The organism is Massilia sp. GCM10023247, assembly GCF_042653325.1.
GTDB lineage: Bacteria > Pseudomonadota > Gammaproteobacteria > Burkholderiales > Burkholderiaceae_D > Telluria.
In genome coordinates, this window is the sequence record NZ_JBHSIB010000011.1 from 110064 (window position 1) to 134625 (window position 24562).

The 24562-nt window shown below is 66.8% G+C and carries 18 protein-coding genes; 11 read left to right on the forward strand and 7 right to left on the reverse strand.

Features of this window, described 5'->3' with window-relative positions; all coding sequences use genetic code 11:
* From ACFPAH_RS10905 to ACFPAH_RS10920, 4 genes are all read right to left on the reverse strand, one after another.
* Positions 1-1062, reverse strand: a complete 1062-nt coding sequence (locus ACFPAH_RS10905; RefSeq protein ID WP_379744606.1) for a Gfo/Idh/MocA family protein — start codon at positions 1060-1062, stop codon at positions 1-3.
* A 21-nt stretch (positions 1063-1083) separates the two neighbouring features.
* A complete protein-coding gene (locus ACFPAH_RS10910; protein WP_379744608.1) occupies positions 1084-2412 on the reverse strand; it encodes a nucleotide sugar dehydrogenase in 1329 nt (442 codons plus the stop codon).
* A gap of 54 nt (positions 2413-2466) precedes the next feature.
* The gene (locus ACFPAH_RS10915) at positions 2467-4212 is read right to left on the reverse strand and encodes a polysaccharide biosynthesis protein (protein WP_379744611.1); all 1746 of its coding nucleotides are present in this window, start codon (positions 4210-4212) and stop codon (positions 2467-2469) included.
* A 785-nt stretch (positions 4213-4997) separates the two neighbouring features.
* Complete coding sequence (locus tag ACFPAH_RS10920; protein ID WP_379744614.1) at positions 4998-5969, reverse strand: N-acetylmuramoyl-L-alanine amidase-like domain-containing protein; 972 nt, start codon at positions 5967-5969, stop codon at positions 4998-5000.
* Between the two features lie 232 nt (positions 5970-6201).
* Between ACFPAH_RS10920 and ACFPAH_RS10925 the strand changes: the two genes are divergently transcribed.
* The 7 genes from ACFPAH_RS10925 to ACFPAH_RS10955 all read left to right on the forward strand — a co-directional run bounded on the left by ACFPAH_RS10925 (position 6202) and on the right by ACFPAH_RS10955 (position 13047).
* On the forward strand, positions 6202-9210 hold the full coding sequence (locus ACFPAH_RS10925; protein WP_379744617.1) for a TonB-dependent receptor: 3009 nt from the start codon (positions 6202-6204) through the stop codon (positions 9208-9210).
* Positions 9211-9497: 287 nt separating this feature from the next.
* A complete protein-coding gene (locus ACFPAH_RS10930) occupies positions 9498-9662 on the forward strand; it encodes a hypothetical protein (protein ID WP_379744620.1) in 165 nt (54 codons plus the stop codon).
* A gap of 54 nt (positions 9663-9716) precedes the next feature.
* Positions 9717-9893, forward strand: a complete 177-nt coding sequence (locus tag ACFPAH_RS10935; RefSeq protein ID WP_379744623.1) for a hypothetical protein — start codon at positions 9717-9719, stop codon at positions 9891-9893.
* A gap of 194 nt (positions 9894-10087) precedes the next feature.
* Positions 10088-10459 (forward strand): LiaF transmembrane domain-containing protein, encoded by a 372-nt coding sequence (locus ACFPAH_RS10940; RefSeq protein ID WP_379744626.1) that lies wholly within the window; start codon positions 10088-10090, stop codon positions 10457-10459.
* Entirely contained in the window at positions 10452-11240 is a 789-nt protein-coding gene (locus tag ACFPAH_RS10945) for a LiaI-LiaF-like domain-containing protein (protein ID WP_379744629.1), read from the forward strand. The genes ACFPAH_RS10940 and ACFPAH_RS10945 overlap by 8 nt, the downstream gene beginning before the upstream one ends.
* A complete protein-coding gene (locus ACFPAH_RS10950) occupies positions 11240-12316 on the forward strand; it encodes a sensor histidine kinase (RefSeq protein WP_379744632.1) in 1077 nt (358 codons plus the stop codon). The genes ACFPAH_RS10945 and ACFPAH_RS10950 overlap by 1 nt, the downstream gene beginning before the upstream one ends.
* A gap of 2 nt (positions 12317-12318) precedes the next feature.
* Positions 12319-13047, forward strand: a complete 729-nt coding sequence (locus ACFPAH_RS10955; protein ID WP_379744635.1) for a LytR/AlgR family response regulator transcription factor — start codon at positions 12319-12321, stop codon at positions 13045-13047.
* 93 nt (positions 13048-13140) lie between these two features.
* On the opposite strand, the gene ACFPAH_RS10960 is transcribed toward ACFPAH_RS10955, so the two are convergent.
* The 3 genes from ACFPAH_RS10960 to ACFPAH_RS10970 form a co-directional block, all read right to left on the reverse strand.
* Complete coding sequence (locus ACFPAH_RS10960; protein ID WP_379744638.1) at positions 13141-15405, reverse strand: ATP-dependent DNA helicase; 2265 nt, start codon at positions 15403-15405, stop codon at positions 13141-13143.
* Complete coding sequence (locus ACFPAH_RS10965) at positions 15402-17051, reverse strand: VRR-NUC domain-containing protein (protein ID WP_379744641.1); 1650 nt, start codon at positions 17049-17051, stop codon at positions 15402-15404. The genes ACFPAH_RS10960 and ACFPAH_RS10965 overlap by 4 nt, the downstream gene beginning before the upstream one ends.
* Before the next feature lie 102 nt (positions 17052-17153).
* The gene (locus ACFPAH_RS10970; protein ID WP_379744644.1) at positions 17154-17987 is read right to left on the reverse strand and encodes a hypothetical protein; all 834 of its coding nucleotides are present in this window, start codon (positions 17985-17987) and stop codon (positions 17154-17156) included.
* Positions 17988-18090: 103 nt separating this feature from the next.
* Between ACFPAH_RS10970 and ACFPAH_RS10975 the strand changes: the two genes are divergently transcribed.
* The 4 genes from ACFPAH_RS10975 (at position 18091) to ACFPAH_RS10990 (ending at position 24517) form a co-directional block, all read left to right on the forward strand.
* Positions 18091-18927 (forward strand): M15 family metallopeptidase, encoded by an 837-nt coding sequence (locus tag ACFPAH_RS10975; protein WP_379744647.1) that lies wholly within the window; start codon positions 18091-18093, stop codon positions 18925-18927.
* Positions 18928-19023: 96 nt separating this feature from the next.
* Complete coding sequence (gene tssM / locus ACFPAH_RS10980; RefSeq protein ID WP_379744650.1) at positions 19024-22746, forward strand: type VI secretion system membrane subunit TssM; 3723 nt, start codon at positions 19024-19026, stop codon at positions 22744-22746.
* Positions 22746-23711, forward strand: coding sequence for a type VI secretion system-associated protein TagF (tagF, locus tag ACFPAH_RS10985; protein WP_379744653.1), 966 nt, complete (start codon positions 22746-22748; stop codon positions 23709-23711). Before tssM ends, tagF begins: the two co-directional genes overlap by 1 nt.
* Positions 23708-24517, forward strand: a complete 810-nt coding sequence (locus ACFPAH_RS10990) for an OmpA family protein (protein ID WP_379744656.1) — start codon at positions 23708-23710, stop codon at positions 24515-24517. Before tagF ends, ACFPAH_RS10990 begins: the two co-directional genes overlap by 4 nt.
* The last annotated feature ends 45 nt before the right edge of the window (positions 24518-24562 follow it).

Consider the following 24562-nt stretch of genomic DNA (forward strand, 5'->3'; position numbering starts at 1 on the left):
TCAGTACTCCAGCGGCAGGGCCACGCGCTTGCCGTCGCGCGCCGACATGTAGGCCGCCACCAGGACCTCGAGCGACTTGAGTCCTTCGCGGCCGTCGGTTTCCGGTTCCGCTTCGCCGCGCAGCACCTTGATGACGTTGTCGTAGTAGAGCGGATGGCCGAAGCCGTAGACCGAGGTGGTCTGGTAGCTGGCGTCGCGCACCAGCTCGTCGTCGGGGTCGGGCTGGGCAAACTCCCATTGCTGCACCTCGTTGACGGCGACGCCGCCGATGCGTACCGTGCCGTGCTCGCCGAGGATGGTGATCGAGCCTTCCATGTTGCGCGGGTAGGTCAGCATCGTGACGTTCATCGAGCCGAGCGCGCCGTTGCGCCAGCGCAAACTGATCACGCCGGTATCCTCGACTTCGATGTTGCGCGCCAGCGTGGCCGTATAGGCCTGCAGGCTTTCGACGGGCCCGACGATCCAGTCGATCAGGTCGACGTAGTGGCTGGCCTGGTTCATGAAGGCGCCGCCGTCGAATTCCCAGGTGCCGCGCCATTTGGCGCTGTTGTAATACTCCTCGGGACGGGTCCAGAACACGTTCAGGTTGACCATGTAGATCCGGCCGAAGCGCTTTTTCTCGACCGCGCTCTTGAGCAGCTGGAGGGTGGCGTTGCGGCGGTTCTGCTTGACGACGAACAGGCGCACGCCGGCCGCATCGGCGGCGCTCACCATGCGCTTGCCGTCTTCCCAGCGCGTGGCCATCGGCTTCTCGGTGATCACATGGCGGCCGGCACGGGCGATCTGAACCGCCTGTTCGGGGTGCAGGCCGGAGGGCGTCGTGACGATGAAGGCATCGGCGTCGCAGCGCGCCAGCATCTGGTCCAGGCTGGTATAGGCTTCGGCCCCGGTCTTGTCGGCGGCCTGGGCCAGCGCGCGCGGGTCGATGTCGCAGACGCCGGCCAGCTCGCAGCGTTCGCTGTGCTGGCGGATCGCGCCGAAGTGGTTGTTGGCGATACGGCCGCAGCCCACCAGGGCGAAGCGGATCTTGCGGTCGAGAATGGCAGGGGGATAGTTACGCATGATCTTCTCCGGTGAACGAACTCAGGCCTTGACGACGTGCGGCAGGCGTTCGAGGTACACGCCGCGGGTGTCGACGATCAGGTTGGCGTAGCGGCGGATCATGTCGTAGTCGAAAGCGCTGTGGCTGGTGGCCAGCAGTACCAGGTCATAGGAGGCGAGCGCCTCGGGCGTCAGGGTCACGCTCGAGAGCTCGAAGCGGTGCTCGCGCATGCGCGGGAAGACGGGAACGTGCGGGTCCGAATAGTCGACCTGGGCGCCCTTGTCGCGCAGGATCTCCATCAGTTCGACCGAGGGCGATTCGCGCATGTCCTCGACGTCCTTCTTGTAGGCGATGCCCAGCACCAGGACGCGGCTGCCCATCACCGAGCGCCCGCGCTGGTTGAGCGCGTCGGTCACCTTGCCGATCACCCAGTGCGGCATGTCGCTGTTGATCTGGCCGGCCAGTTCGATGAAGCGGGTGTGCACGCCGTACTGGCGCGCCTTCCAGGTGAGGTAGAACGGGTCGATCGGGATGCAGTGCCCGCCCAGCCCGGGCCCCGGGTAGTACGGGGTGAAACCGAAGGGTTTGGTGGCCGCTGCGCGGATGACTTCGTGGATGTCGATTTCCATCTTGTCGGCAATGATCTTCATTTCGTTGACCAGGCCGATGTTCACTGCGCGGTGGATGTTTTCGAGCAGCTTGGTCAGCTCGGCCGCCCGGGTCGAGCTGACCGGGACGACACGGTCGATCGCCGCGCCATACAGGGCGACGCCGGCTTCGAGGCAGGCCGCGGTGCTGCCGCCGCACACCTTCGGGATGGTGCGGGTGTCGAAATGCGGATTGCCCGGGTCTTCGCGCTCCGGGGAAAACACGAGGAAGACCTCGCGCCCGACCACCAGGCCGCGCGACTCCAGGCGCGGACGCAGTTCTTCCTCGGTGGTGCCCGGATAGGTGGTGCTCTCGAGCGAGACCAGCTGGCCGGGGCGCACGAAGGGCAGCAGGGCGTCGGTGGTATCGAGCACGAAGGACAGGTCCGGCTCGCGGTAGGCGTTGAGTGGCGTCGGCACGCAGATGATGAGCGCGTCGGGCTCGCCGGCGCGCGTGAAATCGGCGGTCGCTTCGAAGCCGCCGGCGCGGGCGGCATCGATCGCGCTGCTCGGGATGTGCTCGATATAGCTCTGGCCGCGGTTGAGCTTGTCGACCTTGGCCGTGTCGATGTCGATCCCCAGCACCCGGAAGCCTGCGTCCGCATAGCGCAGCGTGAGGGGGAGGCCGACATAGCCGAGTCCGATGATGCCGATGACCGCCGTGCGGTCGCGCAGTTTGGCAGTGAGCTGCTGCAGGTGGGCCGATTGGTGTTCGTCGCGCATGTGTATCCTCGCCAACAGTGGGGTGAAGGTGGTGTAGGTGCTACGGAGGGCCGCTTAGATTCGGAACGGCACGAATTTATTAATGAGGCTGAGCCGGGCTGGTTCGGGCTCGGGTACCTGGGCGGGAGCGGCGCTCGGCAGTTGCGGCGTGTACTCGCTGACGATGGCCTTGACCATCGATTCGATCATGGCGCGCTCGTGGGTTTCGCAAGCCATCATCAGGCAGGTGATGCAGGTTTCGAGCACGCTGGGACGCAGCGCGTTTTCCTTCATGCGCATGATGCGGGGATGCTCGCTGGGGAAGACGGTGCCGTCGGTCAGCAGTTCCTCGTGCAGTTTTTCGCCCGGAAACAGGCCGACGAACTTGACCTCGATGTCGCCGTCCGGGTTCTGCGGCGTCCTCTCGGTCAGGCCCGACATGGCGAGCAGCGTGCGGGCCAGCTCGACGATGCGCACCGGTTCGCCCATGTCGAGCACGAACACGTCGCCGCCCTTGGCCATGGCGCCGGCCTGGATCACGAGCTGGGCGGCCTCGGGTATGAGCATGAAGTAGCGCGACACTTCCGGATGGGTGATCGTCAGCGGCCCGCCGCGCGCGATCTGGCGCTGGAACAGGGGAATGACCGAGCCGGAGGAGCCGAGTACGTTGCCGAAGCGGACCATGCAGAAGGTGGTCTTGGTGGCGTGCCTGGCTGCCGCGGCCTGGAAGATCAGCTCGGCGATACGCTTGCTGGCGCCCATGATGTTGGTCGGGCGCACCGCCTTGTCGCTCGAAATGAGCACGCAGGTCTCGACTTCGTGGGCGGCGCAGGCCGTTGCCACGACCTGGGCGCCGAGCACGTTGTTGCGCAGGCCCTCGACGATGTTCGACTCGACCAGCGGCACGTGCTTGTAGGCGGCGGCATGGTAGACGGTGTCCACATGGCCGTCGGACAGGATCCGTTCGAGCAGGTCGGCGTTGCACACCGAACCGAGGTGGGCGTCGATGCGCAGGTCGGGAAAGCGGGTGACGAGTTCCTGGCGAATCGTGTAGAGCGCGTATTCGGAATGGTCGAGCAGGTGCAGCCGGCTCGGCCCGAGAGTGACGATCTGGCGGCACAGTTCGCTGCCAATGGAGCCGCCGGCGCCGGTCACGAACACGGTCTTGCCGCGTACGCAACGGGCGAACAGGTCGAGCCGGGGCGGAACCGGAGGCCGGCCGAGGAGGTCTTCGAATTTCAGCTCGCGGATCGAGTCGCGCGGCCGGGCCCGGTCGTCGGCCAGGTCGACCAGCCGGCTGAGGATCTTGGTGGTGACGCCGGCACCGGCCAGGCGCTGCATGATGTCGCGCAGGCGTTCGGCCGGCATGCCGGGGACGGCGACGACCACGGTACGGATGCCATGGGCCGCGACCAGGTCGGCCAGGCGGTCGGTGTGGAAGACGCGCAGCCCGGCGATGGTGCGGTCGTTCAGCGCGCGCTTGTCGTCGAAAAAGCAGACCGGGCGGTACTCGTCGCTGTTGCGCATCGTTTGCGCCAGCTTCGCGCCCGCTTCGCCGGCACCGTAGATGGCGACGGCATCGGAAGCCGGACGCCGGGCGCTGTGGCTGCGCAGGAAATTGCGCATGCCGATGCGCGACGTGACGACATAGGAAAAAACGATAAACCAGTAAATGGCGAGCGCACTGCGCGGAAACATGGCGTCGTTAATCGCAAATAGCACGACATACGCACACAATACGGCAATGCCGAGCGCAAATCCGGTGGCGCTTAGCAGGCGCCCGTCGATAAAGCGAATCACGGCGCGATACAGGTCGGACATCGATAACGCCGCTACCGTCACCAGGGCCACGATGATATAAGAGGCTGGACCATAATTGGCAGCAAGCTTTATATCGCCGAAACGCAATAGCATTGCGATCAGAAAACACAAGGGCAGTGCCACCAGGTCGATCGCGACCATCAGCGCTATTTTGGCATTGCGATGCATCGATACCATTCCAGCGCAAAACTGGCTCAGTACTCGGGCGGATAGTGTGGGCATGGTGATCGCGTGACTCGTCAGGTGGGTTGCAGGAGAAGCGATAAAGACGATGCGCAAAAAGGAAATGAGATAAAACAGAAACAAAATAAAACGGGAAATAAATTCCCTTGGAAATATTTACCTGATAAATAAAAAACCGGCGACGATTAGACTTGCTGTTGCTGAGTAAGTTTATTATCAGTGGGCTACTGAATGATGAGTTTGACCCTGCTCAACCGGGAATTCCGAATTAAAACGGAACCACAGATTCATTTAATAGAAGAAATGTAATTAAGAAATAAATCGATGTTTTGGCATCAATAGATTTCCGTTGGGAACAAAATAAATTTACTATTGGAAATAATGAGCGTAACGCTGCGGCGCGTGGCGGGGCGCGACCGATCAGACATCGTCCAGGCGAAGGAAGCGGGAATGCGGAAGGGCGGAGGCGTCCGTGGCCGGCGCGACGGCCCGGTGGCGTTCAGGTCACGCACGGAAGCGGCAATGCCGGACAGCAGCCTGCTGGGGGAGGAGGAGGGGCGGGAAACGGCACGCACGCGGCGGTGCGTGCCGGCGGGGCGATGTCAGCTTGCGGGGCGGGGCTGGGGCGCCATCGGGGGCACCACGATGTTCTCGTTCAGGCGCAGGAACTTGAATCCCGCCAGGCGCTGGCCGTTCTTGCCGGCCTTGGCGTTGCGCGCCTCGCGTTCGGCCGCGCGCGCGATGAAGGAGTCGAAGCTCTCTTCGCGCACCTGCGGCTCCTGCGAGTGCAGGAAGCGGCGTTCGCCGTCCGGCCCGAGCACCACCAGGCCGACGTGGGAGGCCCAGTGTTCGCCGTCGCGGGTCGAGATGACATTCACGAAATCGCCTTCCTGGAGCCGGGCCGCGACGGCCGCGACCCGCTCTTTCGGCACGAAGGCCTGGCGGCTGGTCTCTACCGGAATGCTGGTTTCGGTGTTGTGGCGCGTCTTCAGGAAGCGCGCGCGGTCGACTCGCATGTCGTAGCCGGGGCCCTCGGTGCCCGCGAGCTCGGCGCTGATGTCGGTGACCAGCCAGCGGTTGGCCACGTTCCAGTCCATCTCCGTGTAGTGGTTGCGGGTGGCGACGCCGATCACGCCGTCGCGGTAGCGGATGCGTTGCAGCATCCAGAAGAATTCTTCCCACGAGCGCGACAGGGCCATCGCATACGTGTGTTCCGCAAAAACGACGCAGTCGCTGCGCTCAAGGCTAAAGAGCGGCAAGTTGTCATGCACCTCGAAGGGGAATTCGCCCAGCAGGTTGAGCAGGTAGGGCTGGCCCAGGTTCTTGCGGCCGATCGCGGCGATGCGCTTGCGCAGGTCGGGCTCGGCCTGGTGCTGCCAGGCGACGTAGCGCCCCGCCTCGACCGGGGTCATCTGGTAGACCTGTTTTTGCAGGATGGTCTCGATGGCGGCCGGCGCCGCCGGCACGCTCGCCGCGACCGGCTGGACGGGCGGCTGGACGGCCGGTTGGACGACCGGCTGCGTGGCGCAGCCGGCGAGGGCGCCCAGCAGCAGGGCGAGAGGGACGTGACGCATGGGGTGGGGTCTCCTTTATTGGTTGGCGAGACGCTAACGCGAGCAGCGCCGTTTTGACAATGAAAATTTGTCGCGCAGCCATAACCGCCGTGCCGTGCTCGAACATTCCTTCAAGTTATGACCGAGGGAACACAAGTCATTTTCAAATTATTTGCTTTTCGCCAATACTACGACGATGGCAGGGGCTGCCTGCCGCTTGCACGACCCATACCTATATCCAGGAGAGAGATAAATGTTCAAACAGAAGCCGCTGGCGGCTGCCGTATCGATGGCCGTGTGGAGCCTGACCGCGCTGCCGGTCATGGCACAGACCACGGACGCCGAAGCGCAGATGCAGACCGTCGAGGTGAAGGGTATCCGCGCCTCGATGGCGAAGTCGCTCAACGTCAAGAAGAACGCCACCGCCAACGTCGAGGTCATCACGGCCGAAGACGTGGGCAAGATGCCGGACAAGAACCTGGCCGACTCGCTGCAGCGCCTCGCCGGCGTTGCCGTGCGTACCGACTACGACGAAGCGGAAAAAGTGTCGATGCGCGGCACCAACCCGGACATGTCGCTGATCCTGTTCAACGGCCACAGCGTTTCCGGCGGCGACTGGTACGTTGCCGACCAGGGCTCGAGCTCGCGTTCGACCAGCCTGTCGCTGATGCCGTCGTCGGTCCTGAACCAGGCCCTGGTATACAAGACCTCGCAAGCCAACATCGTCGATGGCGGCCTGGCCGGCACCATCAACGTCACCACCCGCAAGCCGCTGTCGCAGAAAGAGCGCCTGTCGGGCATGATCAGCGCCGGCGCCAGCTATGCCGAGCTGCCGGGCAAGGCCGCCCCTGACCTGAACGCCTCGGTCACCTGGAAGAACGAAGCGGGCACCTTCGGCGTCATCGCCCAGGGCTTCGCCGAGAAGCGCTATGTGCGCCGTGACTCGGTGTCGCGTTTCGCCTACGGCACCAGCAGCGGCTGGGACGTGATCAACACCTCGACCATGCTCGGCATTACCGATGCCTCGCTGGCCGGCACCGGCTACAAGGCGTCCGACCTGAACGGTGTGCGCATGCCAGGCTCGATGAGCTCGGAATTCGTCGAATCCGTGCGCGACCGCAAGGGCGGCATGATCTCGATGCAGTTCAAGCCGAACCAGGACCTCGACGTCACCATGACCGGCTTCCATTCGCAGATGAACGCGAACAACAATGGCCGCCTGACCTCGGGTGCCATGTACTCGATGCTGCTCGGTAAGAACGAACCGCTGGGTGGCACCACTGCCGCCGCCTTCAACACCTTCTCGAACGGCCAGCGCGTCTACGCCCAGATCCGCAACCCGGTGATCGTTACCGAGCGCACGATGTACGGCCACGAGCTGAAAGTGCTGAAAGCCGCCGACGTCGTGTACCCGGACGGCACCACGCCCCAGTACGTCGGCAACTCGGAAGGCTTCTACCGCGACGGCGCACAGGCGACCAGCTCCTTCCTCGACCTGGACGGCAAGTACCGCGTCAACCAGGACCTGACCGTCAAGACCCTGTTCTCGGTTACCCGCGGCACCGGCAAGACCGACCGCGACCAGGGCACGACCTTCGCCCGCTACGGCACTGGCGTCTCGTATGCCCTCGGCGGACTGCATGACGCGCCGTACGTGAAATACCACGGCGCGGGCCAGAACCAGCCGGGCATCAACCCGGACGGCAGCGGCTACATGATCGTCGGCCGTACGGCCTCGGGCATCAAGACCACCGACAAGGAAGCGAGCGGCCAGTTCGACCTCGAGTACAAGCTCGACCGCGGCTTCGTGCAATCGCTGGAAGCCGGCATCCGCCATGCCGACCACAAGCGTTTCAGCGGCCGCTTCGGCCCTGCGTTCCGTACTCCGCTGAGCTACACCTACGACGCCACCACCGGCAAGCTGATCCAGTCGACCCCAACCCCGACCGAAGGCTGGCAGCCGTATCCTGGCGACTTCGGCAACGGCCTGGGCGGCGGTTACTGGGACAACACCGGCTTTACCTACACGTCGCAGGCGCTGAAGGACTACATCACCGCCAACACCAAGGAAACCAGCGCAGCGTGGGAACGCCGCGTCAGCTCCGAGATCGACATGCGCGAGCGCCAGAGCTCGGGCTACCTGATGGCCAACCTGGAAGGCGATCGCTGGTCGGGTAACGTCGGCGTGCGCTACGTGCGTACCGTGGTCGACGCCCAGATCTCGACCCCGATCCCGAACCCGCGCACCTGCCTGCGTACCGAACCGGGCAAGACGCCTGTGCCGTGCGCCGCCTACCCGGGCGCGATCACGACCGCGGGCGACGCCGTTGCCTACTACGACAACCAGCCGTTCAATCCGCTGTCGGGCACCATGTACTACAAGACCCCGACGCACAAGGTCTTCAAGAACGCGCTGCCGAGCCTGAACCTGCGCTACGAGATCTCGAAGGACATGATCGCCCGTTTCGGCGCCAGCCGCACCATCGGCCGCCAGAACTACAACGTGATCGGCAGCGGCTTCGGCACCCCGGGCTGCGACGCCGGCGGCTGCAAGGTGACCGGCCCGAATCCGGACCTGCGTCCACTGACCTCGGACAACGTCGACCTGTCGTGGAGCTGGTTCTTCGCGCCGCGTTCGGCCGTGACCGTCAATGCCTTCCACTCGAAGATCGACGGCTACGTGAAGACCGGCACGGTCGGCACCTCGACCATCGACCTGACCGACCCGCGTGACCAGACGGTGAAGACCTTCTTCATCAATACCTCGTCGCAGCAGGGCGCGAAGATCAGCGGTCTGGAACTGTCGTACGAGCAGCCATTCGGCTCGTCGCCGTTCGGCTTCACCTCGAACGTCAGCCGCGCCAAGACCAAGGTCGACGACGGCCGTCCGATGGTGGGCGCTTCCGAGTGGGCCGGCAACCTCGGTGTCTACTTCGAGAACGACAAGCTGTCGGCACGCCTAGTGTCGAACTACCGTGGCGAGTACGTGAACTCGACGACCGCACCGTCGCCGACCGCAAACAGCCAGGGCATGTCCGTGATCAACGGTGTTGCGATGCCGACCGCGCCGACCATGGCCGCTCCGGTGACGACGCTGGCCTTCAACGCTAGCTACAACATCACGCCGAACATGATCCTGAGCTTCGACGCGACCAACCTGACCAACGTCAAGCGCGCTTACTATCGCTACAGCGAAGAAGAGCAGCAGAAGCTGGACGTCAGCGGCCGCCAGTTCTACCTGAACCTGAAGTACAAGTTCTGATAGGCTGCAAGGCATGATGAAAAGGGGAGCTTCGGCTCCCCTTTTTTATTCCTGTATGACCAGTCCTACAATGCGGCGGCAGCTCATCCGCGTGCAAGTGTGCGTCACCTAACGGTACGGTTCGCGTGCCTTCGTTATGATGAAGCCGTGTGAGTGAGGCGCCAGCGAATTCGTTCTGCAGGCCGGCCAAATATCTCAACAGGTTAGCCGGTCGCCTCGAGGATCGGCACCACATTCCCGGCCGTCGCCACCGGCGGCGGCCTACACGATCCGGAAGCGGAGGCCCGATGTCTGCCACGACCAAGAATCCCCCGAAGCACCTGGTTCGCGAATACCTCGCGCGCCGGTCGCGCGATCCGAAGCCGCCGCCGACGCCCGAGGAAATCCGCCGCCAGCTTGGCTGGGGGATGCTGATGCCGGCGGAACTCAAAGTCGCCAGCGAGCGTTCCTAGGGTACTGTTCCCAGCCCGCGGTCCGGACCACCCGTTTCAACAGAGGAGAAGCACATGACCAAGCGTATCGGTAACAAACATGAAGCCCAGCATCGCGGCAAGGACGAACGTCTCGAGATCCGCCGCGCCAACATCGCACGCGAAGCGGTCAAGCAGGCTGCGGCGCGCGCCAAGTACCGCAACCAGGTCAAGAACCAGCCGCCGATGAGCCTGTCCGCAGCGGCCGCCTGATCTTCCCCCGGCATCCAGAAAAGCCCGCCTCCGATGAGGCGGGCTTTTTTTTTCCCAACGCCATTGACCCGCCGCCAGCGCCGTCCACCGAATCCTCCGTCATTCACCGCCCGCATCCCGCCGTTGGCCGAAAGCCGCTTTTCATGGCGCGCGCACCGGGCTATCGTATTCACATCACAACACGGAGGGCGCAAATGAGTACCGAAAGCAGTTACGCAGCGCGCAAGCAGATCATGTGGGGACTGGTCTTGATGGCCGTCGGCCTCGCCTTCCTGCTCGACCGCATGGACCTCGTCGACGTGCGCAGCCTGTGGCATTATTGGCCGCTGCTCATCGTCGCGGCCGGTATCAACCAGACCATCGGCTACCCGAGCGCGAAGGAATTTTCCACTGGGCTGTGGACCGTCTTTATAGGCCTGTGGCTGTTCGCGGTGTTCGAAGGCTTCCTGGGCCTGACCTTCCGCAACAGCTGGCCCTTGTTCCTGCTGATGGCAGGGCTGCAGATGATCATCGCTCCCGCGGTCAAGCGCCGCTTTCCGCCATCGAAGGAGAACGACCATGCATAAGGACAGTATCGACGAGGGCCGCGAGGCGCGCCGCGCCGTGCGCCAGGCCAGGCGCGAGGCGCGCCGCTCAGACCGCGTCGTCACCAGCCAGGTGCTGATGGGCGTGCTGGTGATCGCCATCGGCCTGCTGTTCCTGCTCGATAACCTCGACATCATCGAGGTCCGCCAGGCGCTCGCTTTCTGGCCGCTGGTCTTCATCTTTGCCGGCGTCGCCAAGCTGCTCGATACCAATTCGCCGAACGGTTACCTGGTCGGCCTGGCGGGCATCGGCATCGGCACCGCGATGATCCTGAACCGCCTCGGCATCATCGATTTTTCGTGGCGCGCGTTCTGGCCGCTGGTACTGATCGCGGTCGGCGCGATGGTGGTGTACCGCGCCATGACCGGTTCGCCGGCGGCGCGGGCCGGCATCGCCGTCGTCGACGACAAGGACCGGATGACCGGGGCCGACGACACGGCGACGGTGGACGTGACCGCCATCCTCGGGGGCTTCGAGCGGCGCGTGCACAGCCAGGATTTCCGCGGCGGCGAGGTGACGGCGGTAATGGGGGGCTGCACCCTCGACATGCGCGGCGCCTCGATCCGCGGCGAAGCCGTCATCAACGTGTTCGCCTTCTGGGGCGGCGTGACGATCAAGTGTCCGCCGGATTGGACCATCATCCTGCAGGGCACGCCGATCATGGGCGGTTTCGAGGAAAAGACCGTCAGCCCGCCGGACTCCAGCAAGCGCCTGGTGATCCGGGGCTACGCGATCATGGGCGGCGTGGAGGTACGTAACTGATGTACGGCGCGCCCGGCACCCGGCGCAGCACGGTCCTGTACCTGGCGGCCTGGCTGCTGCTGGGCAGCCTGCTGGCCGGCCTGATGAATGCCGCGGCCGACGCTCCCTGGAGCGCCAGCCTGCTGTTCGCCGTGCCGCTTACGCTCCTGTACGGCTGCGCGAGCGGCTTTTCCGCGTATTACCTTTGCCGCGCCTATCCGCTGGCAAGCAAACCCTTGCCGGCGGTGCTGGGCGTGTTCGCCTGTACCGCGGTGTGCGCCGGCGCGCTGTGGACGGCGGCCGGCAACGGCTGGGGCGAGCTGCTGGGAGGGACCGTCGCCGGCATGCCGGGCATGACGCGGCCTTTCGCGGCCCTGATGTTCGGCCTCGGCGTCATCCTGTACGGGCTGACGGCGGTGGCGCACTACCTGGCGCTGGAATTCGAACGGGCGCGCTTGTTCGAGCGGCGCGAGCTGGAGATGAAGCTGGCCGCGCAGGACGCCGAGCTGCGCATGCTGCGCACCCAGATCGATCCCCACTTCCTGTTTAACAGCCTCAATTCGATCAGCGCACTGACCTCGATCGATCCGGCCGGCGCGCGCGCCATGACCCTGCAGTTGTCGGATTTCTTCCGGCGCAGCCTCGGCATGGACGCCCAGCGCAAGGTGCCGCTGGCCGAGGAACTGGCCCTGGTGCGCGCCTTCCTCGCCATCGAAGGGGTGCGCTTCGGCGCGCGCTTGCGCTTCGAAGAAGAAGTGGCGCGTGACGCCGGCGCCTGCCTGCTGCCGCCGATGCTGCTGCAGCCGCTGGTCGAGAACGCGGTCAAGCACGGCATCGGCAACCGGATCGAGGGCGGCAGCTTGCGCATCGTCGCCGGGCGCGACGGCAGGCTGCTGCGTATCCGGGTCGAGAACGATGCCGACGAGGAGGGCGCCGCGGGCTTGGCGCCGGGCTGCGGGATCGGCCTGGCGAACGTGCGCCAGCGCCTGGCGGCGACCTATGCGCACGAGGCCAGCGTGTTCTGGACCCACGCCGGCGCCAGCTTCCGGGTGGAGCTGGCGCTGCCCGTCGAAACCGAACCCGTGATGGAGACCTGACGATGCGTGTCATCCTCGTCGACGACGAATTCCTGGCGCGCGCGCTGCTGCGCGAATACCTGCTTGCCCATCCCGGCATCGAGATCGTCGCCGAATGCGCGAACGGCTTCGAGGCCGTCAAGGCGATCGGCGAGCTGGAGCCGGACCTGGTCTTCCTCGACATCCAGATGCCGAAGCTGGACGGCTTCGAGGTGGTGGAACTGGCCGGAACGCGCACGCATTACGTGTTCGTCACGGCCTACGACCAGTACGCGCTCAAGGCCTTCGAGGTGCGCGCGCTCGACTACCTACTGAAACCCTTCAGCCGCGAGCGGCTGGCCCAGGCGCTGGCGAACGTGGCGGCGCGCGCCGCCCCGGCCCAGGCGGTGCAGGAGGTGGCCCGGAGCGCGGCGCGCCGCCACGGACCCCTCGAACGCATCCTGGTGCGCGATGGCGCGCGCGTGCATGTGGTGCCGAGCGCCAGCATCGACTGGATCGAAGCCCAGGACGATTACGTGCAGATCAGCGCCGGGGGGCGCACCCACCTGAAGAACGGGCGCATGGCCGAACTCGAGGAAGGGCTCGACCCGGCAGCCTTCCTGCGCGTGCACCGCTCGTATATCGTCAACGTGGGTGCGATCGAGCGTATCGAAGCGCCGACCAGGGACAGCTGGTGCGCGGTGCTGAAGGATGGCAAGCGGGTTCCCGTGAGCCGCAGCGGTTACGCCAAACTGAAGGATGCGATGCGCTGAGCGCGCGAGACGGCACGGCGGCCTTGCCCTGGTGGAGTCGGGACTGCACCCTACAATACTGTCGTCGACGATGCGCCTTGCCCTGGGCCTTTGTCAGGCGCTCAGGACATCGACCTCCCACCAGCCCGGCAGCAATGCCCGCACCGCCGGTTCGTCGAAGCGGTCGTCGATCAGGTAGACCACGCCCTGGTCCTGCTCGGTGCGGATCACGCGGCCGGCGGCCTGCACCACTTTCTGCATCCCCGGGTACAGGTAGGTGTAGTCGTAGCCCGCGCCGAACATCGCCTGCATGCGCGCGCGCAGCGCTTCGTTGACGGGGTTCAGTTGCGGCAGGCCGAGCGTGGCGACGAAGGCGCCGACCAGGCGCGCGCCGGGCAGGTCGACGCCCTCGCCGAAGGCGCCGCCCAGCACCGCGAAGCCGATGCCGCGTCCGTCGGGCTGGAAGCGATCGAGGAAGGCGGCGCGTTCATGTTCGCTCATGCGCCGCTCCTGGCGCCAGGTCGGCACCTCGGGGTGGCGTTCGGCGAACAGCGTGGCGACCTGCTCGAGATAATCGAAGCTGCTGAAGAAGGCGAGGTAGTTGCCGGGCGCCTGGGCGTACTGGGCGGCCATCAGGCGCACGATCGGGCCGAGCGAGGCGGCGCGCTGGGCATAGCGGGTCGAGATGTCGCGCGCAACGTGCACGGCCAGCTGGCCGCTGGTAAAGGGCGACTCGACGTCGATCCAGCCGGTGTCCTCGGGCAGGCCGAGCAGGTCGGCGAAATAATGCCAGGGGCTGAGCGTCGCCGAAAACAGCGTCGTCGAGTGCGCCGCCTTGAAGCGCGGCGTCAGGAAGGGCGCCGGCACCACGTTGCGGATCGAGAGCGTGGTGTCCTTGCCGCTGCGGGTGAGGTCGCACAGCGAATGCTCGCCGAAGGATTCGGCCAGTCGCGTCAATTGCAGGGCGTCGAAATAAAAGCGCTGCAGGTCGGGGTCGAGCGGCCCCGCTTGCTCGGCGAGGAGATCGTTGATGGCGCTGGTGGCATTGGTCAAGGCATTGAGCAGCTTCTCGGGCGGCTCGGGCAGCAGCTGGTAGGGCGCGGGCGCCGCCGCATCGACCTCGCCCCAGCAGCGGGCCAGCCTGGAGAGGGTTTTTTTCACGCCCTCCGGCGCCGCGGCGCGCGCCATGCGCAGGGCGGCCCGGTCCAGTTGCGCCGAATACATCGAGCGGGCGCGGGCCACCATGTTGTGCGCCTCGTCGACCAGCACGCTGGCGCGCCAGCCGTTGGCCTGGGCCAGCGCGTACAGCATTGCGCCGCCGTCGAAATAATAGTTGTAGTCGCCGACCACGACATCGGTCCAGCGCGCCATTTCGCTGCCCAGGTAATAGGGGCAGACCTCGTGTGCCAGGCCGACTTCGCGCAGCGCCGCGCGGTCGAGCAGCGGCAGCCGGGCCGCTGCTTCACGGGCGGCCGGCAGGCGGTCGTAGAAGCCCCTGGCCAGCGGGCAGGACTCGCCGTGGCAGGCCTTGTCGGGGTGTTCGCAGGCCTTGTCGCGCGCCGCCAGTTCGAGCACGCGCAGCGGCAGGCCCGGCGCCGCCGCCCGGATCGCCTCGGCCGCGTCCAGGGCCAGCTGGCGCCCCGGGGTCTTCGCGGCGAGGAAGAACACCTTGTCGATGCGCTGGGCGGGCGCCGCCTTCAGCACGGGAAACAGGCTGCCGACGGTCTTGCCGATGCCGGTCGGCGCCTGCGCCAGCAGGCAGCGCCCCGCGGCGTTGGCCTTGAAGACTGTTTCGGCGAGCTGGCGCTGGCCGGGGCGAAAGGCGGCATGCGGGAAGCGCAGGGCGGTCAAGGCCGCATCGCGCGCCTCGCGGTGGCGCAGTTCGGCCTCGGCCCAGGCCGTGAAGCGCCGGCACTGCTCCTCGAAGATGGCGCGCAGGTCGGCGGCGCTGCGGGTCTCGCGCAAGTGGGTCTCCTGCCCGCTGCCGATCTCGTAATACACGAGGGCCAGGTTGACTTCGCCCAGCCCGAGCTGGGCGCATAGCAGGTGACCGTAGACGCGCAGCTGCGCCCAGTGCAGGTGGCGGTGGTTGTCGGGCATCGAGGACAGCTGGCCGCGGTAGGTCTTGATTTCCTCGAGCAGCTTATGCGCCGGGTCGTAGCCGTCGGCGCGGCCGCGCACGTGCAGCGGGCCGTAGTCGCCCGACAGCGAGACCTCGGCCTGGTAGCCGGCTTGACCGCTGTCCTTGCGCCTGGCCTGCACCACGGCGTGGCCGGCGATGCCTTCCTGGGCGGTCGGGGAGGGCGTGAAGCGCAGGTCGAGGTCGCCCTCTTTGGCGGTGAATTCGCACAGGGCGCGCACCGCGACAACATAGCTCAAGGCGCCGCTTCCCATTCGAGGTAACACACCGATACCGGCATGTCGTGCTGCGCGCAGTACTCGATCCAGCGCAGCTGGTTGTCCTGCAGGCGGTCACCCGGGCCCTTCACCTCGATCATGTGGTAGCGGCGCTCGGCCGGCCAGAACTGGATCAGGTCGGGAAAGCCGGTGCGATTGGCCTTGAGGTCGGCCAGGATGCGCTCGCACCAGCGCTTCAGGTGCGCGGCCGGAATGCAGTCGAGGGCGAGTTCGAGCAGGCCGCGATCGAGGTATTCCCAGGCGACGAAGGGCGCCGAGATGCCGGCCTTTTCCTCGAAGTGGGCGAGGATGGTCGCGCGGTAGCGGCCGTCGTCGAGCTGGGCCAGGCAGTCGTCGAATTCACGGGCGCGGCGGCGCTGGAAGTCGGGACTGTAGAGGTCTGCGGGCGCGCGGTGGAAAGGGTGGAAAAAGGCGCCCGGAATGGCGGCGAAGATGGCGCGCCAGCACAGCAGGCCGAACAGGGCGTTGGCCAGCGTGTTCTCGACATAGAAGACCGGCGCCTCCTCGCAGGCAAGGTGCGCGCGCACGGCGCCCTCGACCCAGGGATCGGGGCCCGGATGCGGCAGCGATACGCCGAACTGGGCAATGGCAGCGATGCTCCCTTTCACCGTTTTCGGATGGCCGAGCTTGCGCGCCAGGCGCGGCCCGATGCGCGCCAGGTGCTGGCGCTCGGCGTCGCTCTCCGGCGCGCGCTGTGCCGCTTCCAGCAGCCGCCAGGCGTCGAGGTAGCGCTCGGCCTTCTCCAGGACCCGGATCGCGCGCCCGCGGGCGCCCGGGAAGCGGCAGCGCGCATACACCTCGTGGGCGCGGGTCCAGTCCTTCTGCTTCTCGAAATGCTGGCCGACCTGGAACAGGAATTTCTCGCGCCGGCTCTCGAGCCAGTCGTTATCGAAAGCCTGGGCAGGCAGGTCCTCGAGCACGTCCTCGGCCGGCTCGCCCCCCGCGGCGAAGCGCTCGCGGCAGGCATGCAGGGCGAGGTAATGGTCGATGTCGGCGCGCTGGCGGAAACCGCGCGAGGCCTGCGAGAACTCCACCTGTTCGTAGCGGAACAGGCCGAGGTCGGCCAGCACGAACTCGGTCCAGTCCTGGTGCAGGTTGCCGAAGAAGATCAGGCGCAGGCGGTCGCACAGGGGTTTGACCAGGATGCGCAGGGCGAGGTCGCCGCCATCGCGGTACCAGGCGGAGAAGGCGCGGCTGTCGCCGAAACCGGCGCGCAGCGCTTCCAGTTGCTCGGCCTTGCGTGCACCTTTTTGGTGCAGACTTGCGCCGAAGGCGCCGGCGATTTCCGGCTTGGCCAACAGGTCGAACAGTTCGTCGAGGGAGATGACGGGATCGAGCTCGATCCAGCCGCTGGGCAGCAAGGCGTGCGCCGCCGCGACCGGGCAGCCGATTTCGGCGTAGTTGAGTTTGCTGGCGCGGAAGAGGTCGCCCTTGCGCATGACCATGCGCACGAACAAGGCGCGCGCCGGCTGCGGCAGCGCGGGAAACGCTTCGATGAAGTGCCGTTCCTCGTCGGTCAGCAGGTCGTGGTAGCGCTGTCCGATCCAGTCCAGGACGCCCTGGAAGTTATCCAGGTAATAAAACTCGTTTTCCAGAACCCTGTTCATCTCGTGACGCGCTACTGTGCTTATGTACAGTATAGCGCGGCACGGCGATGAAGTCCCAGCGGTTTCAGCGCCCAGGCTGCGTCGCCGTGGTTTTTTGCCACATCAACGTTGCGCCGGCTTCGACGGGCAAGCCGCACCCTTGCAGGCTTCCACGGCCTCGCGTGCGCCGCGGTGGCGTTCCGACTGCGAGATGATGGCGGAAATCAGGGCCACGTCGCTGTCGACCTGGGGCGCGGCGCCGGCAGGCTTGCCCTGGCGGCTTGGCTCGGCAGCGGTTTTGGTGCTGCCGCGCGCCGGCACGGGTTTGACGGCGCGGGCGCCGGCACGCTGGGTTTTCTCCACCTTCTCCGCCTTCTGCACCTTCTCCGCCTTTTGCACCTTTTGCACCTTTTGCACCTTCTGCACCTTCTCCGGCTTTTTTTCGCTGCCGGCGCGGCTGTTGATCTGGGCGACGCGCGGCTTGGCGGGGATGGCGCCCGGGCTGTCCCTGGGCGCGCGGGCAGCGGGTTTTGCAGCTGGTTTTGCAGCGGGGAGGGCAGGGGCCGCCTCCTGGCGCGGCAGCATCACCAGCGGCGGTACCGTGCCGGCAGTGCGCGGCGCCGGCGGCGATTCGTCGACGATCACGGCGGCCCGCGGCAGTTCGCCCGCCGGCACCCGCAGCATCGTCGCGGGCGGCTGGAGCGGGATGCCGCCGCCCGCCGGTACCGGCGGCACGGCGGCGACCGTCGCCTGGTACTCGGCCTGCAGTTGCGCAGCGCTCTTGTGGTTGTCGTAGGCCAGCCATGCCACGCCGCCGGCCAGGATGCCGGCAAAGGCTGCCGCCGCGCCGTACCAGGCCACGCGCAGGCCGGAGATCCGGCCGCCGGTGCGGCGGGCGGAATCACGCTCGAGCATGGCGAGGATGTTGTCTTCGCCCACAGCGCGGCGCGACGACATCAGGTTTGGTCTTGTCGAGCCTGCTTGATTTTCGTCTGTAGGGCGCACGGCATACCTCCTAAGATAAACGTTTCTTTCGATTAGAAACAATCTGGGAAAAGCCATGCTGATCTTTGTCGCACTTCTGTATTTTTGCGTCGCTTGCAGCCTGATCTGGCTGGTTTGTTTCCCGACTGGACGTGCCCGCATCAACGGTCTGGTCCTGGGCCTGCGCAGCCGGGTCCAGGGGCTGGTACTGCGGCGCCGGGCGCCGGGCCAGCCGTGGCAGCCGCGGCGTAACCTGTCGCGCGTCGGCGGCGCGCTGCGCAAGGCCGTGCGCCGCCACTGGATCGTGCTGGCCATCGGCGTGCCCGTGGTCGCCATTCCCTCCCTGCTCGCGCTGGTGATGCGTACCCCCGACATGCTGCCTGGCTACGAACCCAGCGAGGCCCTGCCGGACGCCCAGATCGCGGCGCTGCTGCGCGGCGAGCAGCTGGTGCCGCCGAGCGATCCGCCGCCGCTTGCCTTTACCACCGAGGAGGTGGTGCAGGTGCGGCCGATGCTGGTCCATGCCAGCCGCAACTGGGGCCTGATGCATCCCGAGTTCAGCCAGCGACTGCTGCTCGCGTTCAAGATCATGAAGGAAAAGCACGGCTATGACATGGCGCTGCTCGAGGGTTACCGCAGTCCCGCTCGCCAGGACCTGCTGGCACAGATGGGCGGCGCCGTGACCAATGCGCGCGCCTTCCAGAGCTGGCACCAGTACGGCCTGGCCGCCGACTGCGCCTTCTGGCGCGACGGCAAGCTCGTGATCTCGGAAAAAGATCCCTGGGCGATGCGCGGCTACCGCCTGTACGGCGAAGTGACCGAGCAGCTGGGCCTGACCTGGGGCGGGCGCTGGAAAATGATGGACCTCGGGCACACCGAACTACGTCTGCGCGGGGTGATGCGCCAGCCATAGCGGCGGGTGGGAGCTTGACGGCTGTCAAATTTTCAATAGGCAATTAATGCGAGCATTGCCTGTCGGACTTTCCCCCAACTCACCCACGCTCCCGCTATGGCCCGTCTCTGGAAGTTCCTCACCGACAGCCGCGTGCTTGTCGTGATCGGCATCACCGCCTGCCTAGGCATCATTTTCCTCAGCGTCGATACTTTCGAACTTGGCGCCATCTGGGCCGTGATCGCGGCGCTCGGGCTGCTGGCCCTGTGGGGCAGCTACTGGGGCATACGCCGCCTGCTGCGCAATCGCGCCGCCGGCCGCCTGACCGACAGCCTGGCCAGCGATGCGGGAGGAAAGGGCGACGACGGCCGCAGCGAAGTAGCCGTGCTGCGCAAGAACATGCTCGAGGCGGTCGCGACGATCAAGACCTCGAAGCTGGGCATCACGCGCGGCGCTGCGGCGCTCTACGAACTGCCCTGGTACATGATCATCGGTAACCCCGCGGCGGGCAAGAGCAGCGCCATCGCCCATTCCGGACTGACCTTCCCGATCCCCGGCAGCAAGGCGGTGCAGGGCGTGGGCGGCACCCGCAACTGCGACTGGTTCTTCACCACCGACGGCATCCTGCTCGATACCGCGGGGCGCTATTCGGTGCAGGAGGGCGACCGCGCCGAGTGGTTCAGCTTTCTCGACCTGCTGAAAAAGCACCGCCGCCGCGCGCCGATCAACGGCATCCTGATCGCGGTCAGCGTGGCCGAATTGACCGCCGGCCCGGCCAGCGCCTCGATGGAGCTGGCGAAAAGCCTGCGCACCCGCGTCCAGGAACTGACCGAGCGCCTGGGCGTGTATGCGCCGGTCTACGTGATCTTTACCAAGGCCGACCTGGTCGCCGGCTTTTCCGACTTCTTCCACGACAGCGAACGCGCCGAGCGCGACCGGGTCTGGGGCGCGACCCTGCGCTACAACCGGCGCAGCACGCCGCAGGACGTGCTGGCTTTTTTTGACGCCCATTTCGACGAACTGCACGACGGCCTCAAGGAAATGAGCCTGGCCAACATGGCCGGCAACCGCAGCGCCCGGATGCGTCCCGGGGTGTTCACCTTCCCGCTCGAATTTGCCGCCATCCGCAGCCCGCTGCGCGCTTTCCTGTCGACCCTGTTCGAAGAAAACACCTACCAGTTCAAGCCGGTGTTCCGCGGCTTTTATTTCACCAGCGCGCTGCAGGAAGGGCCGGTGCAGGACCTGTCGTCGAAACGCGTGGCCAGCCGCTTCGATCTCGCACTCGGCGATGCCAAGGTGGAGTCGGGCGAGGGCGCCGCCGGAGAGGGTTACTTCCTGCTCGACCTGTTCCGCAAGGTGATCTTCGCCGACAAGGACCTGGTCAAGCGCTATACGAATCCGCATGCGGCGCGCGCCAAGTACGCCGTCTTCTTCGCGGCCACCATCGCGCTGGGCGCGGCGCTGGGCGGCTGGAGCTGGGCTTACATGGGCAACCTGCAACTGGTGGCCAACGTCCAGGCCGACCTCGACAAGGTGGTCAAGCTGCAGGAAAAGCGCGTCGACCTGCAGTCGCGCCTGGAAGCGCTCGGCATCCTCCAGGACCGCATCGAGCAGCTCGATAAATACCGCGAAGACCAGCCCTGGGCGCTCTCGTTCGGGCTCTACCAGGGCGACAAGCTCGAGCGCAAGCTGCGCGACGAATACTTTGCGGGCGTGCGCACCGTGATGGTGGAGCCGGTCGCGGGGGCACTGGAAACCATGCTGGCCGAAGTGAACGCCCATGCGGGCGCGCTCGACCCGAACGCCCAGGCGGCGCCGGCGGCAAGGCCCGGCCAGCCCTACCAGGACGTGTCGCCGACCAACGTCGCCGACGCCTACAACGCCCTCAAGACCTACCTGATGTTGGGCGACAAGAGCCATGCCGAGCCGGGCCACCTGAACGACCAGCTCACGCGCTACTGGCGCACCTGGCTCGAAGCGAACCGGGGGGCGATGCCGCGCGAGCAGATGATCCGCAGCGCCGAGCGCCTGCTGACCTTCCACCTGGCGCAAATCCAGGACCAGGCCTGGCCCCAGGTGACGCTGAAACTGGGCCTGCTCGATTCCGCCCGCGAGAACCTGCGCCAGGTGGTGCGCGGCACCCCGGCGCGCGAACGCGTGTATGCCGACATCAAGACCCGCGCCGCGACGCGTTTCCCGGCCATGACGGTAGCGCGCATGGTCGGCGAGGCCGACGCCGGCCTGGTGGCCGGCAGCCATGCCGTCAGCGGCGCCTTTACCCGCGCCGCCTGGGAGAACTACGTGCTCGACGCGATCCGCGAAGCGTCCAACCGCGAGCTGCAAAGCACCGACTGGGTCTTGAAGACCGTCGCCAAGGACGACCTGACGCTCGAGGGCAGCCCCGAGCAGATCCAGAAGACCCTGGTCGACATGTACAAGGCCGAGTACATCAAGGAGTGGGGCAAGTTCGTGCAGGGCGTGACGGTCGCCGACCTGAAGGGCTTCGAGGGCAGCGTGCAGGCGATGAACCGCCTCGGCGACCCGCAGGCTTCCCCGATCGCGCGCCTGCTCAAGACGATCTACGACGAAACCTCCTGGGACAACCCGGCCGCGAGCCGCGTCAACCTGTCCAAGGCCGAGCGCGGATTCGTCGCCTGGTTCAAGGAAGTGGTGATGCGGCGCGCGCCGGCGGACGCGCGCACCCTGGCCGACGCCGCCGGCCCGCTGGCGCCCGGCCCGGCCGGCACCATGGGACCGATCAGCCGCGAGTTCGCGGGCGTGGCGCGGCTGGTCGGCGCGAAGGAGAGGGAAGCCTCGCTGATGAGCGGCTACCTCGATGCGCTGTCGCGCCTGCGCAGCCGCCTGAACACGCTGAAGAACCAGGGCGACCCCGGCCCCGGCGCCAAGCAGCTGATGCAGCAGACCCTGGAGGGCAGCGGCTCGGAACTGGCCGACGCGCTCAAATACGTCGACGAGCAGATGCTGACCGGGATGAGCGAGGGCCAGCGCGCCGCGCTGCGCCCGCTGCTGGTGCGCCCGCTGGTGCAGACCTTTGCGATGATCGTGCTGCCGTCGGAGTCCGAGATCAACAAGACCTGGCAGGCGCAGGTGGTCGAGCCCTTCCGCAAGACGCTGGCCGACAAATACCCGTTCTCGCCCGGCAGCAAGATCGAGGCGACCGGCGCCGAGATCGGGCAGGTGTTCGGCCCCGACGGCGTGGTCTCGAAATTCATGGCCACCTCGATGGGCCCGCTCGTGATCAACCGCGGCAACCTCTTGACGGCGCGCACCTGGGCCGACATCGGGATCACGCTCGCGCCGCAGGCCGTGTCGGGCTTTCCGGGCTGGGTGGCGCCCTTGTCGAGCAATGGCGTGGCCACGCCGGCAGCAAGCGGACCGCAGAAGGTGTTCCAGCTGCAGGCGCAACCGGCGCCCGGCACGACCGAATACACGATCGAGATCGACGGCCAGCAGCTGCGCTACCGGAACACGCCGCCCGTCTGGACCAATATGGTGCACCCGGGCCCGGGGACTTCGGGCGCGCGCATCAGCGCCGTCACCTTCGACGGCCGCACGGTCGAACTGTTCAACGAGCCGGGCCAGTTCGGCATGCGCCGCATGATCGAGGCGGCCACCCAGAAACGCAAGAGCGCCGACGTCGTCGAGCTGCGCTGGAACGGGCCGGGCATGTCGGTCGCGGTCGACCTGCGCCTGGTCAGCAATGCCGAAACCGCCTCGAACAACAGCCGCGGCTTCAACGGCCTGCGCCTGCCCGATGTGATCGTCGGCAGGCCGCCAGCGCCGCCTGCCATGGCCAGCCTGACGGCGGGAGGCCAGTGATGCGCGCTCCAGCACCCGAGCGGATCGGATACTTCGGCAAGATCCCGGCACGCAGCGACTTCGTCAAGGTCGCGCACGACGCCGCGGCCATCGGCATGCTCGACGACTGGCTCGCCGCCGTCATGCACCGGCTGCCTTCCAGCGCGCGCTGGAAGATCGATTACGACGCGATGGCGCCGGTCAGCTTCGCCTTTGTCGGCCCGGCGCGCCGCCATGCGGTGGCCGGCCACCTGGTCGCCAGCCACGACCAGCCCGGCCGCCGCTTCCCCTTCCTGATGATGCGCACCCTCGACGTGCCGGATCCCGGGCCTTTCGTGTCGCGCTGCCCGCTCGCCTTTGCGCCGCTGTGGTCCTTCCTCGCCGCCGCAGCACCCCAGGTGATCGGCGCCGCCGACCCGACGCTGCACCTGCAGGGCATCAGCGAGGCCGCGATCGGCCTCGGCGAATGCGAGGGCGCGCTGGCCGCCTTCCTCGCCACCGGCACCATCGGCGCACTCTCGGCCCTGCTCGACGGCGAGGACGCCAGCCGCATCGTGCTGGCCCTGGGCCTGCTGCTGCAGCCGGTCATGCACAGCAAACCGGCGCAGCTCGACAAGAGCCTGGTGCTGCCGCTGCCCGAGGAGGAGGAGCTGCGCGCGCCGGTCGCCGCCTTCTGGCTCGAACTGGTGGGGCCCTTCGTGCGCCGTACCGGCTTCGACCTCGCCCTGTTCCTGACCGTGCAGGAAGGTCGCCCGGTGCTGGTGATCGGCTTTTGCGGCGCCGCCGCCCAGGCGCTGCGCGCCATCATCGACCCGCTGGTCGGCTGCGAGCAGCAGGTGCGCCTGCTCGATACCGGCTGGGTCGACGAACAGCTCGGGCTGGACGTGGACGTGCGCGCCCTGGCCAGCTATCTCGACCAGCCGCAGCTGCCCCTGAAAATGGCGCGCGAGCTGTTCCTGAAAACTTTTATTGGAGACGCAAGGTGACCAAGACCCTCCTCATCGCCGCACTCCTGCTGGCGGCCGCCAACGCGCAGGCGCCGGCCCACGCGCAGGCGCCGGGCGCCGGCAGCGCCGCAGCCGCTCCCGCTGCGTCGGCCCCGGCCCCGATCGTGGTCGACGGCATCGTCGCCGACGAGTCGAGCAAGGCGGCGCTGCTGGCGCGCCTGCGCAGCGTCTACGGGGCCGAACGCGTCGTCGACCAGCTCGCCGTCGGCAATGTCGCCACGCCGGCGAACTGGAACGAGTATGTCGGACGCCTGATCGGCCCGAACCTGAAGATGATCAGCCGCGGCCAGCTGAAAGTCGACGGCAACACCGTGAGCCTGCGCGGCGACGTCGCCAGCGAGGCCCAGCGCCAGCAGATCGCCGGCGACATCGCGGCCAGCCTGAACCCGACCTACACGGTCAACAACGGCCTGCGCGTGTCGGCATCCGAGCAGGGCGTGCTCGACGCGGCGCTGGCGAACCGCATCATCGAATTCGAGTCGGGCAAGGCGGCGCTGACGCCGTCCGGCATGGCCATCCTCGACCAGATGAGCGAAGCCCTGAAAAAACTGGGCGGGATCAAGGTCGAGGTGATCGGCCACACCGACAACGCCGGCTCGCGCGCCGGCAACCTGTCGCTCAGCCAGGCGCGCGCCGAGGCCGTCAAGACCTATGTCGCCGCGCGCGGCATCCATCCCGACTCGATCGCGGTGTCGGGCGAGGGACCGGACCGGCCGGTGGCCGACAACCGCACGCCGGACGGGCGCGCGCGCAACCGGCGCATCGAGTTCAAGGTCGCGCAGTAAGCGAAAACAAGCGGTAAAAAACCGCCGCCGGCAGCGATGCCGGCG

Bases quoted from the DNA above. Each gene is read 5' to 3' on its own strand.
- ACFPAH_RS10905 (WP_379744606.1), bottom strand. From the start codon at position 1,062: ATGCGTAACTATCCCCCTGCCATTCTCGACCGCAAGATCCGCTTCGCC.
- ACFPAH_RS10910 (WP_379744608.1), bottom strand. From the start codon at position 2,412: ATGCGCGACGAACACCAATCGGCCCACCTGCAGCAGCTCACTGCCAAA.
- ACFPAH_RS10915 (WP_379744611.1), bottom strand. From the start codon at position 4,212: ATGTCCGACCTGTATCGCGCCGTGATTCGCTTTATCGACGGGCGCCTG.
- ACFPAH_RS10920 (WP_379744614.1), bottom strand. From the start codon at position 5,969: ATGCGTCACGTCCCTCTCGCCCTGCTGCTGGGCGCCCTCGCCGGCTGC.
- ACFPAH_RS10925 (WP_379744617.1), top strand. From the start codon at position 6,202: ATGTTCAAACAGAAGCCGCTGGCGGCTGCCGTATCGATGGCCGTGTGG.
- ACFPAH_RS10930 (WP_379744620.1), top strand. From the start codon at position 9,498: ATGTCTGCCACGACCAAGAATCCCCCGAAGCACCTGGTTCGCGAATAC.
- ACFPAH_RS10935 (WP_379744623.1), top strand. From the start codon at position 9,717: ATGACCAAGCGTATCGGTAACAAACATGAAGCCCAGCATCGCGGCAAG.
- ACFPAH_RS10940 (WP_379744626.1), top strand. From the start codon at position 10,088: ATGAGTACCGAAAGCAGTTACGCAGCGCGCAAGCAGATCATGTGGGGA.
- ACFPAH_RS10945 (WP_379744629.1), top strand. From the start codon at position 10,452: ATGCATAAGGACAGTATCGACGAGGGCCGCGAGGCGCGCCGCGCCGTG.
- ACFPAH_RS10950 (WP_379744632.1), top strand. From the start codon at position 11,240: ATGTACGGCGCGCCCGGCACCCGGCGCAGCACGGTCCTGTACCTGGCG.
- ACFPAH_RS10955 (WP_379744635.1), top strand. From the start codon at position 12,319: ATGCGTGTCATCCTCGTCGACGACGAATTCCTGGCGCGCGCGCTGCTG.
- ACFPAH_RS10965 (WP_379744641.1), bottom strand. From the start codon at position 17,051: ATGAACAGGGTTCTGGAAAACGAGTTTTATTACCTGGATAACTTCCAG.
- ACFPAH_RS10970 (WP_379744644.1), bottom strand. From the start codon at position 17,987: ATGTCGTCGCGCCGCGCTGTGGGCGAAGACAACATCCTCGCCATGCTC.
- ACFPAH_RS10975 (WP_379744647.1), top strand. From the start codon at position 18,091: ATGCTGATCTTTGTCGCACTTCTGTATTTTTGCGTCGCTTGCAGCCTG.
- tssM (WP_379744650.1), top strand. From the start codon at position 19,024: ATGGCCCGTCTCTGGAAGTTCCTCACCGACAGCCGCGTGCTTGTCGTG.
- tagF (WP_379744653.1), top strand. From the start codon at position 22,746: ATGCGCGCTCCAGCACCCGAGCGGATCGGATACTTCGGCAAGATCCCG.